Source organism: Streptomyces sp. NPDC090442, assembly GCF_044769405.1.
GTDB lineage: Bacteria > Actinomycetota > Actinomycetes > Streptomycetales > Streptomycetaceae > Streptomyces.
Map to the genome: position 1 here is coordinate 62,186 of NZ_JBIVXW010000027.1, position 24,269 is coordinate 86,454.

The 24,269-nt window shown below is 68.9% G+C and carries 18 protein-coding genes and 2 pseudogenes; 9 read left to right on the plus strand and 11 right to left on the minus strand.

What is annotated here, in order from left to right; genetic code table 11:
- Positions 1-43: 43 nt before the first annotated feature.
- Complete coding sequence (locus tag ACIQU6_RS20185) at positions 44-2,440, minus strand: SdrD B-like domain-containing protein (protein WP_403483061.1); 2,397 nt, start codon at positions 2,438-2,440, stop codon at positions 44-46.
- Positions 2,441-3,543: 1,103 nt separating this feature from the next.
- Here ACIQU6_RS20185 and ACIQU6_RS20190 point away from each other — a divergent pair.
- Entirely contained in the window at positions 3,544-4,128 is a 585-nt protein-coding gene (locus ACIQU6_RS20190; RefSeq protein ID WP_403483009.1) for a nuclear transport factor 2 family protein, read from the plus strand.
- 246 nt (positions 4,129-4,374) lie between these two features.
- On the opposite strand, the gene ACIQU6_RS20195 is transcribed toward ACIQU6_RS20190, so the two are convergent.
- Complete coding sequence (locus tag ACIQU6_RS20195; protein ID WP_403483010.1) at positions 4,375-4,995, minus strand: CGNR zinc finger domain-containing protein; 621 nt, start codon at positions 4,993-4,995, stop codon at positions 4,375-4,377.
- 140 nt (positions 4,996-5,135) lie between these two features.
- Here ACIQU6_RS20195 and ACIQU6_RS20200 point away from each other — a divergent pair, with 140 nt between their 5' ends.
- Positions 5,136-5,684, plus strand: coding sequence for a carboxymuconolactone decarboxylase family protein (locus ACIQU6_RS20200; RefSeq protein ID WP_403483011.1), 549 nt, complete (start codon positions 5,136-5,138; stop codon positions 5,682-5,684).
- 116 nt (positions 5,685-5,800) lie between these two features.
- A complete protein-coding gene (locus ACIQU6_RS20205; protein WP_403483012.1) occupies positions 5,801-6,748 on the plus strand; it encodes a pyridoxamine 5'-phosphate oxidase family protein in 948 nt (315 codons plus the stop codon).
- Between the two features lie 314 nt (positions 6,749-7,062).
- On the opposite strand, the gene ACIQU6_RS20210 is transcribed toward ACIQU6_RS20205, so the two are convergent.
- Together ACIQU6_RS20210 and ACIQU6_RS20215 are read right to left on the minus strand one after the other, a co-directional pair.
- Positions 7,063-8,037, minus strand: a complete 975-nt coding sequence (locus tag ACIQU6_RS20210) for a D-cysteine desulfhydrase family protein (protein ID WP_403483013.1) — start codon at positions 8,035-8,037, stop codon at positions 7,063-7,065.
- Positions 8,038-8,196: 159 nt separating this feature from the next.
- Positions 8,197-9,438: an FAD-dependent oxidoreductase gene (locus ACIQU6_RS20215; protein ID WP_403483014.1), complete on the minus strand. Its 1,242-nt coding sequence runs from the start codon at positions 9,436-9,438 to the stop codon at positions 8,197-8,199.
- 84 nt (positions 9,439-9,522) lie between these two features.
- Between ACIQU6_RS20215 and ACIQU6_RS20220 the strand changes: the two genes are divergently transcribed.
- A complete protein-coding gene (locus tag ACIQU6_RS20220) occupies positions 9,523-10,317 on the plus strand; it encodes a TetR/AcrR family transcriptional regulator (protein WP_403483015.1) in 795 nt (264 codons plus the stop codon).
- 1,015 nt (positions 10,318-11,332) lie between these two features.
- Here the strand turns inward: ACIQU6_RS20220 and ACIQU6_RS20225 are convergent.
- The gene (locus ACIQU6_RS20225) at positions 11,333-12,778 is read right to left on the minus strand and encodes an aromatic amino acid ammonia-lyase (RefSeq protein WP_403483016.1); all 1,446 of its coding nucleotides are present in this window, start codon (positions 12,776-12,778) and stop codon (positions 11,333-11,335) included.
- Positions 12,778-14,136 carry an MFS transporter gene (locus tag ACIQU6_RS20230; protein ID WP_403483017.1) on the minus strand — a complete coding sequence of 453 codons (1,359 nt, stop codon included), beginning with the start codon at positions 14,134-14,136 and terminating at the stop codon, positions 12,778-12,780. Before ACIQU6_RS20230 ends, ACIQU6_RS20225 begins: the two co-directional genes overlap by 1 nt.
- Positions 14,137-14,723: 587 nt before the next feature.
- Between ACIQU6_RS20230 and ACIQU6_RS20235 the strand changes: the two genes are divergently transcribed.
- Positions 14,724-15,101, plus strand: coding sequence for a nuclear transport factor 2 family protein (locus ACIQU6_RS20235; RefSeq protein WP_403483018.1), 378 nt, complete (start codon positions 14,724-14,726; stop codon positions 15,099-15,101).
- A gap of 74 nt (positions 15,102-15,175) precedes the next feature.
- Here ACIQU6_RS20235 and ACIQU6_RS20240 read toward each other — a convergent pair.
- A pseudogene (locus ACIQU6_RS20240) lies at positions 15,176-15,295 on the minus strand (IS630 family transposase); the annotation flags it as partial.
- Between ACIQU6_RS20240 and ACIQU6_RS20245 the strand changes: the two are divergent.
- Positions 15,292-15,492, plus strand: a pseudogene (locus tag ACIQU6_RS20245) (Lrp/AsnC ligand binding domain-containing protein); the annotation flags it as partial. The pseudogenes ACIQU6_RS20240 and ACIQU6_RS20245 sit on opposite strands and share 4 nt — an antisense overlap.
- A gap of 87 nt (positions 15,493-15,579) precedes the next feature.
- On the opposite strand, the gene ACIQU6_RS20250 reads toward ACIQU6_RS20245, so the two are convergent.
- Complete coding sequence (locus ACIQU6_RS20250; protein ID WP_403483019.1) at positions 15,580-17,256, minus strand: ABC transporter ATP-binding protein; 1,677 nt, start codon at positions 17,254-17,256, stop codon at positions 15,580-15,582.
- Positions 17,257-17,764: 508 nt separating this feature from the next.
- On the opposite strand from ACIQU6_RS20250, the gene ACIQU6_RS20255 reads away from it, so the two are divergent.
- The 3 genes from ACIQU6_RS20255 (at position 17,765) to ACIQU6_RS20265 (ending at position 19,842) form a co-directional block, all read left to right on the plus strand.
- Positions 17,765-17,908 (plus strand): hypothetical protein, encoded by a 144-nt coding sequence (locus tag ACIQU6_RS20255; RefSeq protein ID WP_403483020.1) that lies wholly within the window; start codon positions 17,765-17,767, stop codon positions 17,906-17,908.
- A 272-nt stretch (positions 17,909-18,180) separates the two neighbouring features.
- Positions 18,181-18,945, plus strand: a complete 765-nt coding sequence (locus ACIQU6_RS20260) for a lysophospholipid acyltransferase family protein (RefSeq protein ID WP_403483021.1) — start codon at positions 18,181-18,183, stop codon at positions 18,943-18,945.
- Positions 18,946-19,134: 189 nt separating this feature from the next.
- A complete protein-coding gene (locus ACIQU6_RS20265) occupies positions 19,135-19,842 on the plus strand; it encodes a class I SAM-dependent methyltransferase (RefSeq protein WP_403483022.1) in 708 nt (235 codons plus the stop codon).
- 362 nt (positions 19,843-20,204) lie between these two features.
- Here ACIQU6_RS20265 and ACIQU6_RS20270 read toward each other — a convergent pair whose 3' ends face one another.
- The 3 genes from ACIQU6_RS20270 to ACIQU6_RS20280 all read right to left on the minus strand — a co-directional run bounded on the left by ACIQU6_RS20270 (position 20,205) and on the right by ACIQU6_RS20280 (position 24,225).
- Entirely contained in the window at positions 20,205-21,251 is a 1,047-nt protein-coding gene (locus ACIQU6_RS20270) for an alpha/beta hydrolase (protein WP_403483023.1), read from the minus strand.
- Between the two features lie 4 nt (positions 21,252-21,255).
- On the minus strand, positions 21,256-22,842 hold the full coding sequence (locus ACIQU6_RS20275) for a flavin-containing monooxygenase (RefSeq protein WP_403483024.1): 1,587 nt from the start codon (positions 22,840-22,842) through the stop codon (positions 21,256-21,258).
- 144 nt (positions 22,843-22,986) lie between these two features.
- The gene (locus ACIQU6_RS20280; protein WP_403483025.1) at positions 22,987-24,225 is read right to left on the minus strand and encodes a PucR family transcriptional regulator; all 1,239 of its coding nucleotides are present in this window, start codon (positions 24,223-24,225) and stop codon (positions 22,987-22,989) included.
- Positions 24,226-24,269: the final 44 nt, after the last annotated feature.

The window sequence follows — 24,269 nt, forward strand, 5'->3', positions numbered from 1 at the left end:
CATCCGGATCGCGGGCGGGCAGATCACTGTTGTTCGGTTCGTTTCAGTGTTTCTGGGAGCGGTGCTTCCGGCTCATGAACACGATGGCCAGGCCCGCACCCACCAGCAGACCGACGAGGGCGATCGCCCCCGGCAGCCCCGTCATACCGGTGTGCGCCAGTGAACCCGTCCTCCCGCCGGCCGGGGCCGGGTTGGCGGGCGGCGCAGGTGACGGCGGCGTCGAGGCCGGTGGCGAAGTCGGGGAGGGCGTCGGTGTCGGGGTAGGCGTCGGTGTTGCCTTCGGGACGTACACCCCGGCGTCGATGGTGTGATCGACCCCTCCCGGCTTGTCCGGTGCGGTGACCGGCGCGTAACCGTTGCACAACCGCCCGGTGGTCGGTGGGATCACATTGGAGTCATGAGCCCGGTCGCTACCGACATGCGGGCGCGTGAACCGCAGTTCGCTCGCCGCGGGTTGACCCGGCACCTTGCTGGTGTCCGCGGTACAGACGTCGAACTGCACCGTGTACTTCGCACCGGGCGTGAGCTGGTACGCGGCGCCGACGCCACCGAAGTAGTACTCGCCGGCGGCATCGGTCTTGGTCGTGGCGACCTTCTTGCCGTCGGCGTCCAGCAGGTTGATCGTCGCTCCAGGCAGCAGCGGTTTGCCCGGGTCCTGGATCCCGTCGTGGTCGCCGTCGAACCACACGAGGTTCCCGATCTGGACCGGTGCGTTCGCCGCCGCGTACGCGATGTCACCGAGCCCGCCGGCCTTGCCGAAGCCGTTCTGTTCCTGTCCGACGAACTGGTAGGCGTTGGCGGTCGGGTTGTTGCCCGGGCCCCGACCGGTCGTGATGTCGTAGTAGCCGGTCCCGGCGGTCTCGATGTTGACGGTCGGGTCGAACTCCGTGCTCACGACCCACTGTTGCTGCGGAATGTAGGCCACCGAGCCCAGCGCGGTCTCCTGGTGTCCGCCCGCGAAGAAGCCCCCCGGGAAGTATTCGACGACGCTCTTGTCCTTGCCGCCGTCGGTGGCGGGGTCGGCGTGGTTGGGGCAGTTTCCGGTGCCTTCCCACGCGTATCCACCGGTGGGACTGGCGCAGGCCATGGCGATGCCACCGCCGGACATGCCGAGTTCCGGCTCGATGCTCGTCGGGCGGGGGTCCAGCCCCTTCGCGCTGAGCACGTCCATGAACCGGTCGCGGAAACCCAGAATCATCGAACCGTCGCGGGCGAAGGCGAGGGAGGCGAGCTCCGGCTGCGGATCGATGAAGGCGCCGCCCACCTTGCGTTCGTCCCACGTGGCCAGAGAGGTGTTCCACGGGTTCCAGTGGGTGGCCTGGTCGACGTTGCCGGCGCCGACGAAGACCGTGCCGCGCTTACCGGTCAGAGAGTGGGCGAGCACCTTGGTGAACCGCTTGCCGTCGTAGGTGTAGACAACGGCTTTGAGATCCGCGCGCTGCTGCGTGCTCTCCGCGTTGCACACGCCGCCGACGTACAGCGTGTTGTCGTGGGCGGCAACACCGAACGGCCGCCAGTCGCTGGGTTTCGCGCACCCCGGGTCCGGGATCCGCACCGTCGCCTCGGGCGCCGAAGCGGTGGCCCCTGTCGCTTCGAAGCTCACCAGGCTGCGGGTCAGCAGGTTCACCGTGTACAGCGTGGAGCCGTCCTCGGACAGGGCCAGGCCGCCGATGCTCTCCTTGCCCGGTGCGTTGGTGAACCCGGGATCCTTGATCATGTTGGCGGTGTCGTGCGGCGTCACCGAAGCGTTCGGCACCTGCGCGAACAGCCTTGGCGCCCCCGAACCGCTGACCGGCACCGTGTAGATCGCACCGGCGCCCTCGGGCCCGTACGGGGCGAACCGGCGGGCGAACGCGCTCTGGAACAGCCGGCTCCGGTACTTGTCGTACGTTAACCCGAACGTCGTCCCCACCTGGGCCTGGGTGTCCAGCGTGGCCGGGCACGACACATCGGTGGGACAGGTGCCTCGGACCTTCGTCCCGAACGCCACCAACGCCCGGGTGTCGGTCCCCTTGGCGCCGTTTTGAACGGGCACGAAATACCGCGAGTCCGGCAGCGTGTAGTCAGCCGGATTCCACACCCCCGTCACCACTGAGGCGTTCTTTCCGCCCGACACGTCCACGAACGACGTGAAGCTGTCGAAGTGGTTCCCGGCCGTCGACGCAGGCGCCGCCCGCAGATAACCGCTGTACGGTGCCGGGACACTGACGTCGACGCGGTATCGACCGCCGCTCAGCACGGTCGACCGCGACACCACGACCTTTCCCGTGGCATCCGTGACGGCCGTGACCTCGTGCCCGGCGGGGTCGGTGACCTTCACCTTCATGCCCCGCTGCGGCACGTCCATCGTCGTGTTGATCACGCCGGTTCCGAAGAAGTCGCGCAGCACCTCAACCGTCAGCGTGCCGTCGGTGGTTGAAGCGGCGGCCGGTGCGGCCATCGCTCCCACGGTGCCGCCCGCCAGTAAAAGCACAGATATCCCGATGCGCGCCAGCGGTTCCACGGGCCTCCAGGCCAACCGGCGCGAGTCTCTGCCGACTTGGTTCACCGCATCACACTCCACATTTCTCTCGTCGTCAAAACGAAGGCCCCGCTTCTCGCCGCATGTTCACACGCTGGTCGCGGGCGCCGCGGAAAGGAAACGGGTCAACTGCTGTTACGTGGGCCGCTTTGTGGTGATCGCCGAAGGGTATTGCCGGCGAGCTGCAAGCGCTGCAAGCACCAGGAAAAGCGAACGCGCGTTCGCGGCCGCTGCGGGCAGGACTGCCCTGAGTTGCGGTTGCGCGTTTTTGCAGCTCAATCACGGTGCCTTCGCCCCCACTGCCAGCCTCGCCGACCGCCAGCGCGAGCAGCGCGCGATATCCTAGCCGCCGAAGTCTCGCCGCAACCAGCAATCCCTGACATTCATCGGGATCCGCGAAAGTCCCTGGGTGTTCAAGGGATGGTGATCTCAAAGAGAAAGAGCGACAGTGAATTGATTGCCTGATGGGGTGCCTGGGACGCGTGCGTCATGCCCAGGCGTTGCGCAGTCGAGATGGTTCGGTTCGCCTGCTGCACGATTGACGTGGCGTGATATCCGATATGCGGATAGGGGATCCGGAACGGCGATGCGAGAACTGCCGTTGATGATCCAGTGGTTGTCGCGCCAGGCGCCTGTCGGTGTCCGACTCTGCTTTGACTCCACCAAGATCATTCCTGGTGGGGCTTGGTGTCGATGGTCGGGTGGGTGAAGACGGCCACCTGGGATCCTTTTGTTCGTGGATGAGTGCCAGGGGCACACCCAACGGGGGTCGGGAGCACGAGCGCCGGTGACCGATCTGCGCGGAGTCGCAGTCGCGGGGATCGGGTGGCGTGCGACGCCAACGTGGGGGACAGGCGGGAGGAGTGGACCGCCGGGTACAGGCTGGCCACGGTGCTGATGAGCAGCGTCGCGGCGGGGCCCTGCGCCGGTGGCGGCCGCGTCGACGTCGACGCCGACCTTCGCGAGAGTGAGCCCCGCTCAACCTGTTGCACAGATCAATCACGGCGGTGGAGGCTGGAGCCATGGCAGCAACACTGCAGGACCGTCAGGACATTGCCGACCTCATGACCGGCTGGATCCATCGCGACCTCGGTGCCTGGGACCGGCTCCGGGACCTGTTCCATCCGGACGCGCGGATCGCGATCACCTGGTTCGAGGGCCCGGCCCACGAATTCGTCGACGCCTCCGCGAAGATGAGTGCCTCCGACCTCCGCTCCAAGCACCTGATCACCGCCCCGGTAGTGACCTTCTCCGCCGACGGGACGCGCGCGGTCAGCGAGACCAACGCGGTCATCATCGGCGAGAACATCCGAATCGGCCTGGGCTGCAACTGCCACAACCGGTTCATCGACCAACTGGAGCGCCGGGACGGGGTATGGCGCATCGTTGACCGCAAGAGCGTCTACGACTTCGCCTCCTTCACCTTTCCCACAGGCATCGTGGACATCGACCGTGAGGTCATCGCCGCGTACCCGCGTGAATACGCGGCCCTGGCCTACCTGCTCCAGGAGAGCGGATATGCGGTGCGCCGTGCCTTCCCCACCAAAGGCAGCGAACTGGAACGGGAGATCAAGCAGTCCGCCCTGACCTGGCTACGGGGCGCCTGATGCCCGACCCCGCCGTCACCACTCTCACCGGCGTCGCGGTCTTCGACGGCAGCGAACTGCTCACCGGACGCTACGACATGAGCTTCGACGGGAACGCGATCACTCAAGTCGCCCCCGCGGGTGCGAAGGTGGACGTGGCGCGGTTCGAGGTTCGGCTGGCCGTGGAACGAGTGCGGCGTTCGCGTAGCGGGGAGCTTTTGGCGCCGTCTGCAGTCGGTGCCGGTCCCGGCGGGGCGGCGGCGGGTGTCAGACGGCACTTTGGCGGTGCCGCTGGTAGTGGCGGGCGGAGCGGGCGCGATTGCCGCAGCCTGCGGAGCACCATTCCCGGCGGGGATGAGACTTGAGGAAGTAGAGAACACACCCCGGTGCCAGGCATGCTCGCAGTTGGCGACGGATGTCCTGGCTGAACAGCGCGATGGCTTCCCCGGCGATGGCGGAGACGGCGGCGGAGGCCGCCTGTCCACCGCTTCGGGCGTGACGCGACGGCTCCTGGCCGGGCGTCCAGGACAGCACCAACCAGTGCGGGGTGTCGCCTGCGGCCTCGTTCAGCACGGTTACGGCTTCGTCGAGTTCACGGGTGCCGGACCCAACTGCCGGGCGGGGGTCCCCGGTGGCCTCGGCGGCGAGCCTGCGCAACGCGTCGCGCAGGCCGATCAGTCGTCCACGGAGGCGGTCGAGGTCGGGCGTGCTGAGGGCGTCGAGATCGCCCGCTGTTATCAGGTCGGTACGGGTGGAGACGGCACGCAGCCAGGCCCGGGTGCCGTCGGGGTCGCGCAGTGCGTCATGCACGCCGTCCCGGTCGGCCCAGATGGTGTTCATCAGCTCCACGGGTAGCGGCTCGCCGAGCAGGGGGGCGGTGGTGTCCATGCCGCCGAGGCTACCGCACTTCTAACGGTTGCAGGCTCATCTATCCGTTGACAGGGTGAATGGCGAGTGTCATGGTGGCTCTAACGGTTACTGCCGCACCCAAGCGTCAGAACTGGACGAGTCGAAGGAGTGCTGCTCTCATGACCGGATTCGCCCCCGTCGAGCCCGCCACCGCCACCGGCAAGGCCGCCGAACTGCTGGCCGACGTGCAGAAGACCCTCGGCCTGACACCGAACATGACCAAGGCGATGGCCAACAGCCCCGCCCTGCTCAAGGGCTACCTGGCCCTGAGCGGCGCCCTGTCCGGCGGCGCGTTGCCCGCCCCGGTGCGCGAGCGCCTCGCGGTGGCCACCGCCGAGTACAACGGGTGCGAGTACTGCCTGTCCGCGCACACCTACATCGGCGCCAACCTCGCCAAGGTCGACACCCCCGAGCTGGAGGCGGCCCGCGACGCCAAGTCGTCCGACCCGCGCATCCAGGCGCTGCTGACCCTCTCCGATGCCGTCGCCCGCGGCCGGGGACAGGTGGACGACACCGTCCTGCAGGCCGCCCGGGACGCGGGGGCCACCGACGAGGAGATCGGCGAGGTCGTCGGCCACCTGGCCCTGAACGTCCTGACCAACTACTTCAACACCCTCGCCAAGGTCGACAACGACTGGCCCGTGGTTCCGCTGCACGCTGCGGTCTGACCCGGGCCGAGCCCGCTCCGTCGGCCCGGCCCCACCCCCGACCAGGGGCCGGACCGGCGGCCACAACCCCGACCATCCATCGGCGGCACGTCTCCGGCAGCTGTGGAAGGAGCACCATGACGAACCCGGTACGCAACGCTCCCGCGGGCTTCCACGAGGGGGAGCTGGCCGTGCAGCGCCGGGCGGGCGTTGCACGGGACGCGGCCCGCCTCACGGGCATGCTGGCCCCCGCCCGGCTGCACGGCGGCGTGAGCCGGTTCCTGGCGGAGAGGAGTTTCGCGGCGGTCACCGCCCGCGACGGCGACGGCGCGCTGTGGATCTCCCCGCTCGCCGGCCCGCCCGGATTCCTCCAGGTCGCCTCGCCGACCGCACTCGATGTGCGAGCCCTGCCCGCCGTGGGCGATCCGCTTCAGCACCTGGCGGCCCACCAGCCGGTCGGGCTGATCGTGGTCGAATTCGCTACCCGCCGACGGGTGCGGCTCAACGGCATCCTGTCCGCCGTCAGCCGTGACGGGCTGCGCATCGAAGTGGAGCAGGCGTACGGAAACTGCCCCCAGTACATCCAGCGCCGGTACCTCCACGCCACGCCCGTCGGCGCGCACGGCGCCGAGCCGGTGCGACACGGAAACATCCTCACGCGGGACGACATCGACCTGATCGGCCGGTCCGACACCGTCCTGGTCGGCACCACCCACCCCACCCGCGGCAACGACGCCTCACATCGCGGGGGACCGCCGGGATTCGTCCGCGTCGAGGACGGGCACCTGTGGTGGCCCGACTACCAGGGCAACAACATGTTCAACACCCTCGGCAACCTCAACGCCGATCCGACGGCCGCGCTGATCTTCTGCGACTTCGGCACCGGACGGACCCTGCACCTGTCCGGCCGGGCAGTCCTGGAATGGACCCGCACCGGCATCCCCGGCGACGACGACCGCACCGGCCGCCGCGTCCATTTCCTCCCCCGGCACCTGGTGGCCGGCCGCCTCCTGCCGCTGCGGGCCGACACCGTCGCCGCAGCCTCCGACAACCCGCCGCTGACCGACCGGTCCTCCGCACCGTGAAGGACGGTTCCGCCATGACCGACACCCGCCCGCCCTTCCCGGCGCGCTTCGGCTCGGGGGTGCGCTCCAGGATCGGCGCCTTCGCCCCGACCGAACCCGAGCCGGGCCAGCGTCGTCAGCCGGTTTGACGGCACCTTGTCCACCTTCACCCGGCCCAGTGGGAAGGCCGAGATCTCATCCACCCGCCCCAATGCCTTCGCCATGCCGGTGCCCGTCGTCCGGGTCGGTGGCCGGCGCAGGCGCTCCAGCTCCGAGATCCGTAGCGCCATTGCCGGGCGGCACTTTGAGCCGCGTAAGGCGGCAGCCTGCGGGCGCTATACGGGGAAGACCGCCAGCGCGCGGTCGAAGTGGTCGACGGTGTCGGCGTGGCCGAAGAGTCCGGCCAGCCCGCCGGTGTGCCAGAACACGGTCGTGTGCCCGGGGACGACGGTGCCGTCCTTGACCGCGGCGATGAGCCCGGCCATGGCCCGCCCGGTGTAGATGGGGTCGAGTGCGATGCCCTCGGTGCGGGCGGCGAGTTCGAGCGCGGCGGCGCTGGAGTCGGTGAGCTGACCGTAGCCGGGGCCGACCTGGTCGGTGCGGATGCGGAGCCGCTCGGCATCCGTCGTCGCGAGCTCACGGGCCATGGCGGCGACGGCGGCACGGGGATCGGCCATGGCTCCGGTGTCGACGCCCAGTACACGCTCGGGACCCAATGCGGCGACCAGCCCTGCCATGGTGCCGCCCGACCCCAGCGCGACAACGGCCGTGTCCAGCGAGGGAACTTGGTCCAAGAGTTCGTGGCCCGCCCGCTGGTAGCCCCGGGCCCCCGTGGCGTTGGAGCCCCCGAACGGGATCAGCGCCGGACGAGCCCCTCGGCGCTGCAGTAGCTCGGCGACCTCTTGTGCGGCTTCGATGAGTTGGGGCAGGCCGACGTCACCGCTCCAGTGGACCCGGGCGCCGAAGAGCGCATCCAGGGTCAGGTTTCCAGACCGGGATGTGCCCGGCCGGCCTGGGAACACGAGCACCACGTCCAGGCCGAGCTTGGCTCCGGCCGCGGCGGTCAGCCTGGCGTGGTTGGACTGCGGAGCCCCGATGGTGACCAGAGTGTCGGCTCCAGCAGATAGCGCGGCGCCGACGGTGTACTCAAGCTTGCGGACCTTGTTCCCCCCTGCCCCCAGCCCGATCAGGTCGTCCCGCTTGATCCACAGATCGCTCTTCCCCAAGCCGAGCGCGGCAGCCAGGCGAGGCGCCGCCACCAGAGGCGTCGGCCAGTCTCCGAGCGGAACGTGTGGGGCAAGCTCGGTCACGACTCCTCCAACGAGGCCGTTCCTGATCAGTCGACACAGCTTCGGCGACGTCATCGTTCTTTGTCCACCACTTCGCGTGCCGCCCGGTTTCATGGGTGAACCACGAGGCTGTCTTGGGCCCCAGCAGCGGGCCCGCCAGTGCCAGGCGGGCCCGGGCGGCTACGCCGCGGCCGACTCCGTCGGGGTGCGTCGGGCGAAGGCCGGGGCGTGCTCCGGGCGTGGTCCCAACGCGACGAGACGGGAGGGGAGTTGGCGGAAGCCGGGGAGGTACCGGGTGGCGAGGACCAGCGAGGTGGGTGGGCCGAGCCGGCGTCCGGTCAGGACCGGGTTGAAGAGCCCGTCGTGCAGCATCAGTTGCATGCGCTGCAGGATCGCCATGGGCCGCCACCGTCGCCGCTGGACCTTCGCGAGATCGGCGGTGGTCAGCCGGCCCTGGCGCAGTGGTTCGGCGAGCAGTGTGGCCGCCGCGACCGCGTCCTGGATGGCGAGGTTGATGCCCACTCCGCCGGCCGGGGACATCGCGTGGGCGGCGTCGCCGATGAGCAGGAGGCCGTCTGCGTACCAGTGCGGAAGCCGGTTGAGTCGGACGTCGAGCAGGTGGACGTCGTCCATGCTCGGCAACTGGTCGACCCGGTCCGCATATTGCGGCATGAGGCCGGCGATCCGTGTCCGGAAGCCGTCGATGCCTTCGGTGCGTAGACGGGCGTCGGATCCCTTCGCGGTGAAGTAGGCGATCTGGAAGTAGTCGTTCCTGGTGATGCTCAGCGCGAACTCGCCGGCCCGGAACGCGGGGACCAACTGGGGCTCCTGGGCTTGCTCCGTGGCATGCCTGGGCAGCCGGAACCACCAGGTGTCGAACGGGACCGGGAATTCCTGAGGTACCAGTCCGGCGTCCTGGCGTAGCGCGGAGTGGCGTCCGTCGGCCGCGACGGTCAGGGTGGCGCGGATCTCACCCTCCTCGCCGTCCTGAGTGCGGTAGTGGACGCCGACGACCTTGCCGCCCTCCCGGATCAGCCTGGTCGCGGCGGTGTTCATCCGCAGGGTGAACGAGGCCTCTTGCCGGGCCTCTTGGGCGAGCAGGTTGAGCAGGTCCCACTGCGGGATCATCGCGATGTAGTTGTAAGGCGCGGGCAGGGCCTCGAAGTCGGTCAGTCGCGTCTGGCCGCCGTCCGATGTGGGCACCGCCATGTTGCCGAGCTTGCTCTGCGGCAGCGCGGCGAACTTCTGCCCCAGGCCCAGCTCGTCCATCAGTCGCACGGTGGACGCGTGGACGGTGTCGCCGCGGAAGTCGCGCAGGAAGTCCCCGTGCTTCTCCAGCACGGTCACCTCGATTCCGGCCCGCGCCAGCAGCAGGCCCAGCATCACGCCGGCCGGTCCACCCCCGGAGATGACGACGCTCATGGCACTCTCCCCTCACTCCGACTGGAACTCTCATATACAGAGTCTTTGGAACGGTCTCAGATGTCAAGGCGTATCATGTTCCACATGCAGGGACACGAACAGATACAGGATCTGGTGACCGCCGCCCTGGCTGCGGCGAGAGAACGCGGCCGGGACGTCGCGGACGTCCCACTGACGGCAATCGCCGCAGCGGCCGGCGTCTCCCGCAGCACACTGCTGCGCCGGCTGGGGGGATCCCGTGGCGCCCTGGACGAGGCGGTCCGACGGGCAGGCGTCGATCCCGGCGGCCGTCGACCGGTCCGCGAGCGCGCGATCGAGGCAGCCGCGCAGCTCGCCGCCGAGCGGGGGCTCGGCGCCATGACCCTGGACGCCGTCGCGGAGCGAGCCGCGTGCTCGCTGCCCAGCCTGCACACGGTCTTCGACGGCCGGGACGGCCTGCTCGGTGCCGTCTACGAACGCTACGGCCCCTTGCCCGACCTTGAGGCCCTGGCCAACGATCCGCCGGAGCGCCTGGAGGACACCGTGCAGGCGCTCTACCAAGCCGTGATCACGGCGTTCAACCGCGAGCCGCGCGTGCTCCCGACGATCTTCGCGGACCTCTTCAGCCGGCCGGACGGGCCCGCCGCGCGAGCGATGCGGGCGTACCTCCCACGCCTGTACGACAGCCTTGCCCGGCTGCTGCTGCCACACGTGGAGTCGGGCCGGATACGAGCGCTCCCACTCCCGATCCTGGTCCAGCTCCTACTGGGCCCGATAGTCACCCACACCCTCCTGCGCCCCGTCCTCGAACCCGTGCGGGGCGCCGACCTCCCACCCGTGACCGAGGCCTGCCAACTCTTCACCGAGGCCTACCTGCGCGCGGTCACGCGGCGGGAATAAGGACTCATCTCATTTCGGGCGCAGCAGATAACGACGTTGATGGCTATATCGATGGGGAGACGTGCTCGACGTGGGGCTTGGCGGTGCCCATATCCAGGCATTCATTCCGGCACGGGGACAAACGCCCGGATCAGGTGGGAGCCCGTACACCACTTCCGAGGACGCAACCGTCCTACGGCGAGGGATACGCCAATCGAAGCCGCCGCGGCCGTCGCCGTGTCAAAACTGCACTCCACGGCAGAAGTTGACCGCGTGCTCGGCACAGCCGCGGTCACCGGCCGGTTCGCCGACAAGGACCTGCTGTCCAGCCTCGCCTACCAGGCCGTCCACGGTCCGCCCGAGCCCCACTGCCGCTGCGAGGAGCACTCCCCGCAGCCGGGCACCGGCGTCTGGTTCATGCTCGGCCTGCCCGCCACCGCCTCGAACGTTCCCGGGGATGACGAAAGCTTGCCTGTGGGCACCTGCGGCCCGCAAGCACCTCAGGTGCTTGCGGGCCGCAGCGTACACAGCTCACTCCCTTGCAGCCCTGGTTGCGCGATCCAGGTTTCGCCAACCCGGTTGAAGCGCACCGCAGTTCGAGCTCGGTCGGCAGGCGCTGGGCGTCAGTCAAAAAGTGCGGCCACTCGTCAACCGCCCCGGATGGTAGGACGTCCCCTCGCTGCTGGAGCTCCGGTCCGACCGGATGACGGTGCCGGACGTCCGCGACCCGTTGCGCCGCAGCGATCGCCTCTTGCGTAGGCCCCCGGCGCCCGCGCTTCCGAACATCGAGCCGAATGTCATGATGGATACCGCCGCCATTGCTGGCCCTATGACCCCGCATCTCCTCCTCGGCTGCGTCCTGCACGCGTTGCGCGTGGCCGCTCCTTGATCTCGCAACGTACAGACGCGGCGCGGGAGTCAACGGTTTCTCCGTACGTGGACGGCCGCTTCCAGGTGCGTCATCAGCGATCTACGGGGCGGCGGGTGACGCCATTCCGGGGGCGGAGCGGCGCTCGTTTCGCCACAGGTAGACGTGTCAGGCACCGGCCAGTAGTGCGGCCGCGGCCTCGACGTCCGCGGTGAGGTTGCGGTCGGTGACGGACGGGTCCAATACGCGCGCCGCGTGATCGTGGAAGTCGCGGAGTTCGCCGTCGCCCGCCGGGACGAGGCCGCGCATCCGCAACGCGCGGACCGCCGCAAGGAGTTCACAGGCCAGTACGAGCCCGAAGTGCTCCACCGACTCCAGCAATCGGCGTGCGCCGGTGGAGGCGAAGCTCGCATGCTCCTCCACCCCGCGCGATATCACCGCGTGGCCGAGCGTCACCGGCTGTGCCGCGCTGCGCAGTTCGGCGAGGGCGGACTGCGCGGCGTACTCGGTGATCATGATGCCGCTGCTGCCGTCCTCGTCTGCGGCGAGGAAGGGCGGTAGGCCGGTGAAGGCTGGCTCGACCAGGATTCCGAGCCGGGTGGTGGAGAGTTCCGCGGTGCCGAGGAGCCCCAACCGGAGCTGGTCGAGGGCCAGTCCGAGCCGGGCCAGGTGGAAGCCGCCGTGGTGGTGGTAGTCCTCTGCTTCGGCGTTGAGCAGTGGGTTCTCCACGGCGGCGTTGATCTCCACGGAGAGCACCTGGTCCAGCGCGGACCAGGCGTCCAGTGCCGTGCCGTGTACCTGGGGGAGGCAGCGCAGGCCGAAGGGGTCCTGCACCAGCGGCGATTGCCAGTCCGCCGGGGCCAGCAGTTCACGCATCCGCGCCGCGAGCTGCTGTGCGCCCGCATGCGGACGGGCGTCGTGCACATGTTGGGCGTAGGGCTCGGTGGAGCCGCGCACCGCTGTCAGGGTGAGCGCGGCAACCAGCGGGACCTGGTGCAACAGGTGCCCCAAGTCGGTGGTGGCGAGCGCGGATTGGCCGATGGTCAGCGCGCCGCTGGACATCAGCGGCAGCGCGTCCCAGTGGGTCAGCGAGAGTGGTGCGGGAGCGGGACCGGAACCACCGCGCCAGGGCAGCTCACCGGCGAGGGTGAGGCCGAGCTCGCCCAGTGCGGAGAGGTCCCCGGTCCCGATCGCGCCCAGGGCGTGCAGGGTGGGCAGGTGGCCGTGGGTGAGCGCCTCGGCGAGGCGGTCCAGTACGGCGACGTCGATCGCCGAGCCGCCGTGCAGCAGTTGGTTCAGTCGAACGGTGAGCATGGCCCGGGTCTGTTCGTCCGGCACGACCGGGCCGACGCCGCCGCTGTGGCTGCGCAACAGCCGCATCCCGAAGGTCTCCACCGCGGAGTCCGGCACGCTCGCCGTACGGTTGGCGCCGACGCCGGTGGTGTAGCCGTAGACCCGGCGACGCGCGGTGATCCGCTCGGCGGTCTTGCGGGCCTCCCGGGCCTGTTCGCGGGCCTTGGCGTCGAGCAGGGGCCGGGCGTGGCCTCGGGCGACGGAGGAGACCTGGGCGGCGCTGAGCGCGTGCCCGTTGAGGGTGAGGCGCGTGCTGGTCATCAGTGCTGCCAATCTTCGGCGGTGAGGGTGTTGCGGGTCTCCGGTGCCCAGGCCAGGCTGACGGCCGTGCCGAGCAGCAACACCAGCGCCATCCAGCCCATGGACCAGCCCACGCCGAGCTGGGTCAGACTGACCGGCAGGATGAAGGTGCCCACGGCCGAGGCGATCCGGCTGGTGCCGTTGAGGAAGCCGACGCCTGTGCCGCGCAGTGCGGTCGGGAACAGCTCGGGCGGGTAGACCTGGGTGATGTTGGACGCCCCGGCCATCACGAAGGTGTAGATGAGGAACGGGACCATCAGTGCCCAGCCGGAGGCGCCGCTGAGGACCGCCATCGTCGCCAGGCAGACCGTGAGGATCGCGAAGGTGCCGATGGCGAACGGCCGGCGGCCCATCCGCTGCACCGGCCACAGCCCGATGATGCCGCCCAGCAACAGAGCTACGTTGAGGACCAGGTTCTGGGTGTCCGCATCGGATATGTGCAGGGTGCCGAGGATCTGTGACATGAAGGTGTAGATCGCGAAGTACGGCAGTATCTGGGCGCTGTAGAAGATGACGCCGAACCAGGTCCTGGTGGCCTGGCCACGGGCGAAGAGCTGGCCGAAGCGGGCGGCGGGCGGCTGCTCGGCGGCCGCGGCCTGCGCGGACTCGGCGGTCGCGTCGGCCTGGCCGAGGTACCTCCGGCGGATCTCCGCGGCTTCGGCAGCGCGACCGCGGGTGGCCAGCCAACTCGGGGACTCCGGGATGCCGATCCGCAGCAGCAGCACCAGGAGGGCGGGCAGCGCGCCGCTGGCCAGCAGCCAGTGCGCGGCGTTGTCGGTGATCGGGAGGTAGGTGCCGAGGATGTTCGCCGCGACGTAGCCGACGGTCCACAGCACGGTGAGCGAGCCCAACAGGAGGCCGCGCAGCCGCCGCGGGGCGAACTCCGAGAGCAGCGTCGGGCCCACCGCGTAGTCCGCGCCCAGGCCGAAGCCGATCACCAGCCGGAGCAGGAAGAGGACCAGCGGGTCGTGTGCCCAGAGCTGGGCCGCGGAGGCGATCGCGATCAGGACGAAGTTGTAGAGGTACAGCTTCTGGCGCCCGATGACGTCTGCCACCCGCCCGAGCAGGATGCTCCCGAAGAACAGCCCGATCAGTGCGGAGGCGCCGAGCAACCCCTGGCACACTCCGGACAGATGCATCGTCGTGTTGAGCGTGGGCAGGACGGCACCGATGATCCCCAGGGCGTAGCCGTCGGAGAAGTTCGCCCCGAAGGTGGTGGCCGTGACCCGAACGTGGAAGCCGGTGAGCGGCTCCTTGGGCCCGGCTCCTGGGGAAGCCTCTGCCGCACTCTCCTCTGCCGCCGCCGTGTTCGTTGGCATGCGTGCCTCCCGGCATCTCTTGGGTGAGGGGGTGGAGTGGGCGACAGCATGTATGAATTCAAGCCACCAAACAATAGACTGACTGAAAGTTCCTATTCACTGGACGGCTCGCCCAACTGACGGGAGAACATGGGTACTTCAGTGCCATATGTGGCAGTAAGGGGTGAGGTCGTGAGAGTGCGGGTGACCGGGTCGAGCGCGCCGCCGGCCGCGGATTGCGTGTTCGTTCGGCAACCTGCCGCACCGTGCCGGCCGTCCAGATCTCGTACAAACCGTGGCACTGGCCGGGGACTTGGACCGTTCGCCCGAGGAACCGCCACGACGCGGAGGCAGTCTCCCTGCTCAAGGAAGGCCCCGCCGTGAGCCGTTTCGGTGGGAATCTGACACGCTTTTCGTCACCGACATCGGTGTCCGGCTGACGGGCCCCGGACGGTGAACGGCCGCGCCATCCTGGCCTGTTCCTCCGACGGCGTGGTGGCTTCCGACTGCGGCAGAGCGGCTGGTAGTGCTGTGACCGGGAAGGTTCACCGTGATCGGAAGGCGGCTCGTGGGTCGAGCGCACGCGAAACTGCTGGTATTACTGGGGCATGGAGGAAGAGACCGCACGATCCGCGATCGACACGTTCATCTCCGCGTTCAACGCTTCGGACGACAGCTATGTGACTGCCCTGCTCTCCCAGGCCCTGACCTCAGACGTGGTCTTCTGGGGGCCGTTGGGTCGCAGCGAAGGCATCGGGGCGGTCGAGCGGTTCGTGCTGGACATCCGACGCCACCCGGCGGGGACCGGCACGATGGTGCGTTGCTCAGCGGTGGACATGCCTGGCGAATGGGCCCGGTACCAATGGGTCTTCACCACGCCTGACGGCGGCCCCCGCCTGGCGGGAACGGATGTCGTCCATCTGCGACGGAGCCTCATCGACCAGGTCATCGTCTTCGCGGGGGAGATCGAGCCGTTCGCCTCCTGAGTCAGCCTCCTGTCGCTGTCCTTCTCCTGAACTTGCCCCGTCGGCGTTCGGGGGCTGCTGTTCGCGGTTGGCCAGGCCGCGGTGTTGAGGGGGCGTCCGCCCCGGCACGTGCCCCTTTCGCTGCGGGTGCGGGCGCGTTCCTTGCGTTGGGCGGCGAGTACGTCGGGGTGGCGGGCGTTGGTGTCGCGCCAGCGTGACCGCCGTCCCGCACGTACTCCAGGCCCAACGCCTGTTCGGCGAACCCGACTACCTGCTGCGCGTTGCCACCACCGACCTGGCCGCCTTCCAGCAACTCTTCGACCAGCAGCTCGCCGGGCTGCCCGGGGTCCAACGGCTCAACTCCACCCTCGGCATGAAGGACGTCGTCGACGACCGCTCGCTGCCCGAGTAGCCCTCACGAGGTCGGCGGGGCGGCTGGACGGTCCCTGCGCGCAGTCCTTGGCCGGGTTCCCGAGTTCTTGCCTGGGCGCTGACTGCGCTACGCGGAGTTGGGGGCGTAGGCGGGGGTGACGGGCAGGACGAGATCCGCCTCGGCCGCCAGTCGGCGGTCGTGGGTGATCAGGAAGGTGGTCCGGTCGGCGGCGAGTCTCCGCAGGGGTTCGAGCACGCGCTGTGCCGACGCGTCGTCAAGCCCCGTGGTGGGCTCGTCCAGGATCAGCACCGGGGTGTCGCGGACGAGGGCCCGGGCGATGGCCAGGCGTTGGCGTTGTCCGCCGGAGAGCAACCGCCCGTTCGCGCCAACTTCGGTGTCGTAGGCGTCCGGAAGACTGGCGATGAACCCACCCAGGTCGGCGTCCTCCGCGGCGCGTTGGATCTCCTGCTCGGTGGCGCCGGGGCGGCCGTAGGCGATGTTCTCCCGGATGCTGCCGCCGAACACGATGGTCTCCTGCGGAACCAGGGTGACCGCGTCACGCAGGACGGGCAGCGGCAACTCCGCGATGTCCAGCCCGTCCAGGCGGATGGTCCCGCCGGTCGGGTCGTACAGGCGCAACAGGAGCTTGGCGAAGGTGGACTTGCCCGCCCCGCTCGGGCCGTCCACCAGGACGAGTTGGCCCGGCCAGGCGGTGAAGGTGAGGGTGTCCAGGATGGGGCGGCGGGTGCCTGGGTAGCGGAAGCCGACCCGCTCGAAGGAGACCACCCCGCGCGGGCGGGGGCCGGGCGCGGCGGGCGTGATGTCCGTGCGGTGCCTGGCGCTGAGCAGGGCGTGCGGGTCGTGCCGGTCGCGCACCGTGGGCTCGACATCGAGCACTTCGAAGACCCGCTCCGCCGCCGAGGTGCCGGAGGCGAGCGCCATCTGGAGCGAACCCAGTGACTGGATCTGCGGGTAGAGATAACCGAGGTAGGCGGCCAGTGCCAACAGCCCGCCCAGACTGAGCCGCCCGGCGGAGATCTCCCAGGCACCCGCGGCCACCACGCCGAGCACGCAGACCGTCTCCACCAGGGAGGCCAACGACTGGTAGGCGTAGGAGAGTCGGTACTGCCGAATGACGCTGTGCATCCAGTTGACGCTCTCCCGGTGCACCTTCGCGCTCTCGGTCGGCTGGCGGTTGTACGCCTGCACCAAAGGCATGTTGGCGATGCTCTCCGCCAACACCGAGGTGAGCACGCCGTTGCTGTCCCGCTCGGCACGGGAGGCGACCCGGATGCGCCCCGCGAACGCCTTGGTACTCAGCCAGAACAGCGGCGCGGCGGCGAAGCAGATCAGTGCCAGGTCCCAACGGATGTAGAGGGCCGCGCCCGCGAAGAAGACGACGTTGGCGGTCGCGGTGAGCACGGTGACTGGCGTGCCCACGACCAGATGCTCCAACTCGTCCACGTCGGAGGTCAGTCGCTCGACCAGGTCGCCCGTCGGCCGACTTTCGAAGAAGTCGGGGGAGAGCCGCTGGACGTGGTGGAAGAGCCGGTCCCGCACCCGGCGCAGGAAGTGCTCGCCGACCCAACTCTGGGTGTAGCTCGCGACGAAGGTGCCGAGACTGCCCACCACGGACAGCGTCAACCACGCTCCGGCCGGCGCCCATACCCGGCCGAAGTCGCCCGTCACCAGAACGTGGTCGGTGAGGTAGTCGAAAACCTGGATGGTGCCCACCTCGCACGCGGTGGCGAAGAGCGAGGCGGCCAGGACGAGCAGCAGTCGCCAACGCCAGGTGCGGGCCAACGGCCACAGTCGGCGGTACGCGGCACGCGCGGAAAGCCGGGCCCGCGAGCGTCGTCCCGAGGTTTTCTGACGCGGCCCGGAAACCAGGGGAATGAGGAGAGTGTTGTCGCGCATAAGGGCACCGACGATAACCCATAAAAGAGTAGTTCCCTGGTTAATGCAATTCTCATGAAGTTTCACCGAGTCTCATGGAGTGGGTGCGTTCGACGGTCTTCTGTGAAGGTCGCATGAGGGAGATGTGGTCATGTTGATGCAGGTCATGGCCATGTACGTGCCCATCCGGGCCTTCGTGGATTCACAGGTTCGCGACTCCGACGCACAGCCTGCTCATATATTTCCTGGTGAGAGCGATGCGACCGACGCGCTTTTCTGTGAACCGGTCAGAGTGCGCGGTGACCGTGGTCGAATTCCCTTGCGGAGGGCTTGTAGTGTCCTTCTCGTTGCTGGAAATCGGCAACGACGAAAAGCACGGCGCAGATCCTGCGCCGCGAGAAAGAAGGAGCCAGTTATGGCATTTCTCAAGCTGAACCCGCTCGCCCTCCGCGACCACCGTCGCCCGCAGCCGAAGAAGGACGAGTGCAAGAAGCACCACCCGAAGCACCACCACGGCCGGCACCACGAGTTCGGTCTGCCGAAGAAGCAGGACCGCTAAGCAGCACCACTGACACCGCACCGCCTCGCGGGCACGTCACAGACAACTCGTAGGCGTCTCACAGGTGCTGCAAGGCGGGGCTGTCAGGAACACAGACAGGGCGGGGACGTCACATCCGGCGGCGTCCCCGCCCTGACGCGTTCCATACGCGGAGCGGTGCCTGGCAGCGCGGCGTGGCTCATTTGCCACTCTCCCCGTGATCCCTACCAACAAGTAGCGTGCCTCGGCACAAGGTTCGCCAGGCACGGGGGAGTGAGGGAGGAATCGCTGCGGTGCTCTACGCGTTCGTCAGGGCCGTGCTGTTGGTGCCGTTGTTCCGTTGGCTCTTCCGACTGCGGGTCGAGGGGATGGAGCACATCCCGCAGACAGGGCCGGCAGTCATCGCGGGAAACCACCTGTCGTTCTGTGATCAGTTCCTGACGGTGACGGTGACCCGACGCAAGATCACCTACCTGTGCAAGAAGGAGTACTTCACCGGACGGGGCCTCAAAGGCGCACTGACCCGCGGCTTCTTCCGCGGCTGCGGACAGATCCCGGTGGACCGCTCGGGCAAGGAAGCGGGACAGGCCGGGGTCGAGGCCGGCCTACAGGTGCTGCGCTCGGGCGAGTTGCTCGGCATCTTCCCGGAGGGGACGCGCTCGCACGACGGACGGATGTACAAGGGCAAGGTCGGAGTGGCCATGATGGCGCTCGAATCGGGCGCGCCCGTGATCCCCTGCGCGGTGATCGGCACGTTCGAAGCGCAGCCGGCCGGGCGACGGTTGCCCCGACCGGCACCGCTCACGATCCGCTTCGGGGCACCACTGGACTTCTCCCGGTACGCGGGGATGGAGGAGTCCCGCGAGGTGCTCCGGGCGGTCACGGACCAGATCATGTACGCGATCATGAAACTGTCGGAGCAGGAGTACATCGACAGGTACGCGGCCGAGGCGAAGGCCGAAGCGACCGCCGGAGCACAGACACAGAGCACGACGACGCGGGAGAGCGACCCAACGACGGCTCCTCGCAAGCCAGTTGCCGCCAACCAGCCGAACTGACCCTTCCGGCCATTTCCGTAGCACCGGGCCCGCGAGCCCGCCCGCTACCCCCGGCGTGGCGCGCACCGCATTGCGCACGTCACCGCGCGCCACGCCGGGACCGTCCCCACGATCCACAGCCGACGGCGAACCGGCCGGGGCTCAATTACGCCCTAATGGCGGCTGGTTGCCCTCACTACGGTGCCGTGCGTGGCCAACTCATACGCCGCGCTCTCGCGGCACTACGACCTCATCATGACCTCGGGCTACTACGACTACAGCGCCTACGCCCGCGACCTCGTCACCGAACTCGGCGACCACAGACGCGTCCTCGAACTCGGCGTCGGCACCGGACTGGTCTGCGAAAGCCTGCTGGAACTGAGCGGAGCCGACCTGCGGCTCACCGGGATCGACCACACCGAGAGCATGCTCGCCCAGGCCCGGGCCCGACTCGGAAACCGCGTGCAACTGATCCGACAGGACATCGTGGAAATGGCGGCGCCGTCGGTTTTCGACGCCGCCTACTCCGTGGGCGGCGTCTGGTACGGGACCCGGAACCCGGAGGGCAGCACACTGTGCAGCCACCTACTGCGGGAGGACGACGACATCAGGGCACTCAAGAACGTGTCCGCAGCCGTCCGCCCCGGCGGACCGCTGCTCCTGGCCGTCCAACAGGCCCACCAGAACTACGAACGCCCCTTGCCCGGCGGCCTGGTGTACGCCCAGGAAGTCCGCCCCGAAGGCGACCGGTTCGTGAAGGACTACTTCGTCCGCAAGGCGGACGAGGTCGTCGCCCACCAGCGCTGCGAGTTCCGCGCCTACCCACAGGACCGCGCCGACCGCCTGCTGGCCCAGTGCGGCTTCCACTTCGAGCGTGCCACCGAAGACGGACTACTGCGGCGTTACGTGCGGGAATAGGCGACCGGCGGACGCAACGGAACCGCTCGCCCAGCCGCTTCACCACGTGAGCCGATCGCCCGACGAAGAGACATGATGCGGACGGCGCGGACACTGCGCCAGGGGTTCGTCGCGGAATTCCCCCGACCCAGAACCTCTCAACTCAAGGCCCGGGCAGCGCATATGGGCAGAGCCCTCGTCGATGACAGCGGCTGCGTAAGGAGACGTTGAACGGGGCCCTCGGCACGCACGTGCACCCCATACGTAGTCAACGGGTCCGCCATCCTGTGCGGGCACGCGCAACACCTCCTCCCGGCGTGCGCCATGGCGGCGCAGTGGGTCGGTTGACCTCCGTGCGGCCCGGGTGGGCCGGGCCGCACGGATCAGACCGGAGCCGAGGACAGGGAGCGGGCGATGGCCGACGCGATCCGCTCGGTCGCCGCCCTGCTCGTCCGGCTGAGGGCGGTGAACCCGACGAAGCCGTGCACGAGGCCGCCCTCACGCAGAACCCGGGTCGGCACTCCGACTTCGAGAAGCCTGGTGGTGTATGCGAGGCCCTCGTCGCGCAACGGATCGAAGCCGGCGACGGACACCACGGCGGGAGGCAGACCGGCGAGGTCACCGAGGAGCGGGGAGACCCTGGGGTCCGTGACGTCGGTGCCGGGTGGAAGGTAGTGGTCGGTGAACCAGCGGAGCTGCTTGGCGGTCAGGGCAGGGGAGTCGGCGAACTCCTTGTGCGACGGCCGCTTCACCGACGCGTCCAGGGCCGGATACATCAGGACTTGCAGCGCTGGCCGGATCGCGCCTCCGCGCAGCTGCTGACAGAGGACCGCGGCGAGATTGCCCCCCGCGCTGTCACCGGCGACGACGATACGGCGAGGATCGATGCCCCATCGTGGTGCCTGGTCGACCGCGAACTTCCACGCGGCCATCGCGTCGTGGTGCGCGGCGGGGAACGGGTGCTCCGGTGCGAGGCGGTAGTCGACGGAGAGGACGTCGGCGCCGGTCCGACGGGCGATCAGCCTCGCGACGGGTGCGTAGCCGGCCCGGCTGCCGAGCACGAAACCACCGCCGTGGAAGAACAGGATGAGACCACTGGACGAGCCTCCCGCGGAATGGCGGGTGGCACGCAGCCCTCCCGGGACCTCCAGGTCCTCCTCTACGAGGAGGGGCGGGATCCGGTCGCCGAACAGCACGGCGTCCGCATCGGTCACCTCACGGGCGTGACTCGGCGCGAGAACGCTGTAGTCGCCGGCCTTGGCCGCGGCTCTCATCAGCAGGGCGATCTCGGGCGCCATCTGCTCGCCGTCGGCGTTGACCGGGACCCGTACGAGCCGCCGGAGGACGGCGGGCGGGATGCGGCCGGGGAGGATGCCCACGGCGCGCTGCAGGCGCTGCGCGAAGGAGAGCGCCGACGTGGCGGAGGCCATGGTCTCACTCCGTTCCGGTCGCCGCGGCGGGGTTTCGGCGCGAGCCGCCGTCGCGCTCCCTGCCTGGGAACCTGTCCTCGGGGGATGCCCCCTGCGATATCGCCGTGCGGTTCCCGAACTGCAACTGCTCGTCGTACAGAGGGCCCTTGAGCAGCTTCGCGTCCTGGCTGTACGAGGTCAGCAACCGCCAGGGCAGCGCGGCGCCTTGACGTGGAAGCTGGTTCACGGCCCGCTTCACGTAGCCGGCGGTGAGGTCGAGCAAGGGCCTGGTCGGCATGCCGGGCGTGGCGACGGGCACGACCCGGTCGTGCCCTTGCGCGTCCATGTGCCGGATCAGGTCGCACAGATAGCGACTGAGCAGGCCGATCTTCAGGGTCCAGGAGGACGACTTCGTATAGCCGGCCAGCATGGCCCAGTTGGGAACCCCCGAGACCAACAACCCCCGGTACGTCACCGCGTCCCCGATCTCGACCGGCTCCCCGTCGACGCTCTGGTGGATACCGCCGAAGAACCGCAGGTTGAGACCGGTCGCCGTCACGATGAGGTCGGCTTCCAGCTCCCGCCCCGAGGCCAGCAGGATCCCCTTCTTCGTGAAGCGCGCGATGCGGTCCGTGGCCACGGACGCCTTCCCGTCGCTGATCGCCTTGTAGAAGTCGCCGTCCGGGGCGACGCACAGACGCTGGTCCCACGGGTCGTAGGGCGGATTGAAGTGGGTGTCGACGTCGAAGCCCGCCGGGAGCAACTTCTTGGCGGACCTCCGCAGGACGGCGCGACCGGCGCGAGGGAACTTCTGCAGCGCTCCGACGATGGTCTGCTCCAGCCAGATGTTCTTCCACCTCGTGAGCGCGTATCCGCGGTCGACTCCGAAGAGCTTGGTCAAGACGGTGGCGATCGTGTCGACGCGGGGCAGCGACATGATGTACGTGGGCGTCCGCTGGAGCATCGTGACGTGGGCTGCCGCGTCCGGACCCGAGACCAGGGACGGGATCAGGGTGACGGCGGTGGCGCCGCTGCCGATGACGACGACCTTCTTGCCGGAGTAGTCGTAGCTCTCGGGCCAGTGCTGCGGGTGGACGATGTCCCCGCCGAAGTCGTCACGCCCCTCGAAGTGGGGTGTGAAGCCCTCGTCGTAGCGGTAGTAGCCGGTACCGGCCACCACCCATCGGGTCTTGACGGTCAGGAGCCTGGTGGTTCCGTCCTCATCGGTTGCCCGGACCTCAAGGCTCCACCGGGCCTCCTCGCTCGACCAGTCGGCGGAGAGCACCTCGTGGCCCAGCCGAAGCCGTTCGGCCAGGCCGAACTCGTCGACCGTCTCTCGCAGATACTCGCGAATGAGGTGTCCGTCGGCGATGGTCGACTCGTGCAGCCAGGGCTTGAACTCGTAGCCGTAGGTGTTCACGTCCGAGTCCGAGCGAATCCCGGGGTACCGGAACAGGTCCCAGGTTCCTCCGACGCCGGCACGTCCTTCGAGCAGCAGCTGCTTCTTGTCCGGGAACTCCCGGGCCAGGTAACAAGCGGCCCCGACCCCCGAGATGCCGGCGCCGATCACGACGATGTCGACGACCTCTGTGCGGGTGGTGGCGTCTGCCATGCCGCGCTCCCTTGCTTCGTGGTCTGGTCTGATGCCGACCATCATGAGAGGAGGATTCTGGTGCGTTCTACGCATTCCTGGCGCACGTTTGCCGCACCGAGGGTGCACTCTGCACACCCTCGACGCGCGCCGGGAGCGGGGGAGTCAGCTCCCCAACTCGCCGTCCTGCCGCAGCTCCACGAGCATCAACGCCGCCGCCACGCTGACGGGGTCCTGCTCAAGGGGCCGCGGCAGCAGGGCCCGCGCCCGGGCAAGCCTGCGATCGATCGTGTTGCGGTGCGCGAAGAGCTTCTCCGCGGCGTGGGACACGTTGAAGCCCACGCTCAGGAAGGTGCTGACGGTATGTCGCAGGACGGGGTCGGCCGTCGACAACTCGCCGAGCGTCGTGGACACGAACTGGTCGGCCTGTCCCAGGTCGGCGGTCAGCAGATCCACGAGGTGGACGTCCTCGTAGCGCACCGCGGTACGGGGTGAGCGAACGCGCGCCAGAAGCCGTTGCGCGGCCGCCGCGTCGAGGTGGCTGGAACGGAAGCCTTCGACGCCGCGGGCCGGCCGCCCGAAGGTCACCCTGACTCCCGGGGTCATCTTCAGGACCTCGTCGATCGTCGCGAGGGCAGGGATCACGCTCGCGGGCATCCACAACCACAGGGCCGCCGTACTCGTCACCAGCGTGAGGCGTCGCGTTGCCCCACAGGCCCGCATCACATGCTCCGCCGCCCGTTCCAGAAGGTGGGCATCCTCCCCCGCCGTGACCCAGACGATCGCCGCGACGTGGTGGCCGCCCAAGGAGTAGCCGAGTTGTTCCTCGGCCCGAGCGCGGCTCATGCGGGAACCCCCAAGCAGCAACTGGACGGTGGCGTGCCGCTCGGCGTGCGCACCGAGGCCGAGCTCGGAGCGGACCTCGTCCACATACGTACCCACAGCGGCGATCAGGTCGTCGACGTATGTCGTCATGGAGTTGCCCGAGACCTCGACCAACTCACGGAGTTCGTCGAGGTCTTCGGTGACGGTGAAGCACGCGCGGGTCCACCGTGCCCACCACGCCTGCTGCGCGGACCGCCATGACGCGAGCTCGTCGGTGTTCAGGCCGCGCAGAACCAGGTCCCGTGCACAGATCAGCAGTTCGGGGTCCCGGGCCAGCTGAACCCGCCGTCCTGGCAGGTCCAGGTTCGCGACCAGCCAGTGCGTCATGATCGTCTTGTTGAGACGCCGGTCGGCCTCGGCGAGCACGGGATCCTCGACGTACTCCTGTTGCCGGGCACTGCGCTGCGACGCCTGCCAGAGCATGTCGACGATGTCGTCCGGCAAGGGCAACATCTGCTCTGCCAGAGCTCTGATCAGCTCACATACCCGAGCGGACGGGGTCGGCCACAGTTCTTCCATGCTGCCCGGATGGTATCGGCGTGCGCCCCGAACCGGAGTCGGTC

Coding starts and splice junctions, on each gene's coding strand:
- ACIQU6_RS20185 (WP_403483061.1), bottom strand. CDS start 2,440: ATGGCCGCACCGGCCGCCGCTTCAACCACCGACGGCACGCTGACGGTT.
- ACIQU6_RS20190 (WP_403483009.1), top strand. CDS start 3,544: ATGGCAGCAACACTGCAGGACCGTCAGGACATTGCCGACCTCATGACC.
- ACIQU6_RS20195 (WP_403483010.1), bottom strand. CDS start 4,995: ATGGACACCACCGCCCCCCTGCTCGGCGAGCCGCTACCCGTGGAGCTG.
- ACIQU6_RS20200 (WP_403483011.1), top strand. CDS start 5,136: ATGACCGGATTCGCCCCCGTCGAGCCCGCCACCGCCACCGGCAAGGCC.
- ACIQU6_RS20205 (WP_403483012.1), top strand. CDS start 5,801: ATGACGAACCCGGTACGCAACGCTCCCGCGGGCTTCCACGAGGGGGAG.
- ACIQU6_RS20215 (WP_403483014.1), bottom strand. CDS start 9,438: ATGAGCGTCGTCATCTCCGGGGGTGGACCGGCCGGCGTGATGCTGGGC.
- ACIQU6_RS20220 (WP_403483015.1), top strand. CDS start 9,523: ATGCAGGGACACGAACAGATACAGGATCTGGTGACCGCCGCCCTGGCT.
- ACIQU6_RS20225 (WP_403483016.1), bottom strand. CDS start 12,778: ATGACCAGCACGCGCCTCACCCTCAACGGGCACGCGCTCAGCGCCGCC.
- ACIQU6_RS20230 (WP_403483017.1), bottom strand. CDS start 14,136: ATGCCAACGAACACGGCGGCGGCAGAGGAGAGTGCGGCAGAGGCTTCC.
- ACIQU6_RS20235 (WP_403483018.1), top strand. CDS start 14,724: ATGGAGGAAGAGACCGCACGATCCGCGATCGACACGTTCATCTCCGCG.
- ACIQU6_RS20255 (WP_403483020.1), top strand. CDS start 17,765: ATGGCATTTCTCAAGCTGAACCCGCTCGCCCTCCGCGACCACCGTCGC.
- ACIQU6_RS20270 (WP_403483023.1), bottom strand. CDS start 21,251: ATGGCCTCCGCCACGTCGGCGCTCTCCTTCGCGCAGCGCCTGCAGCGC.
- ACIQU6_RS20275 (WP_403483024.1), bottom strand. CDS start 22,842: ATGGCAGACGCCACCACCCGCACAGAGGTCGTCGACATCGTCGTGATC.
- ACIQU6_RS20280 (WP_403483025.1), bottom strand. CDS start 24,225: ATGGAAGAACTGTGGCCGACCCCGTCCGCTCGGGTATGTGAGCTGATC.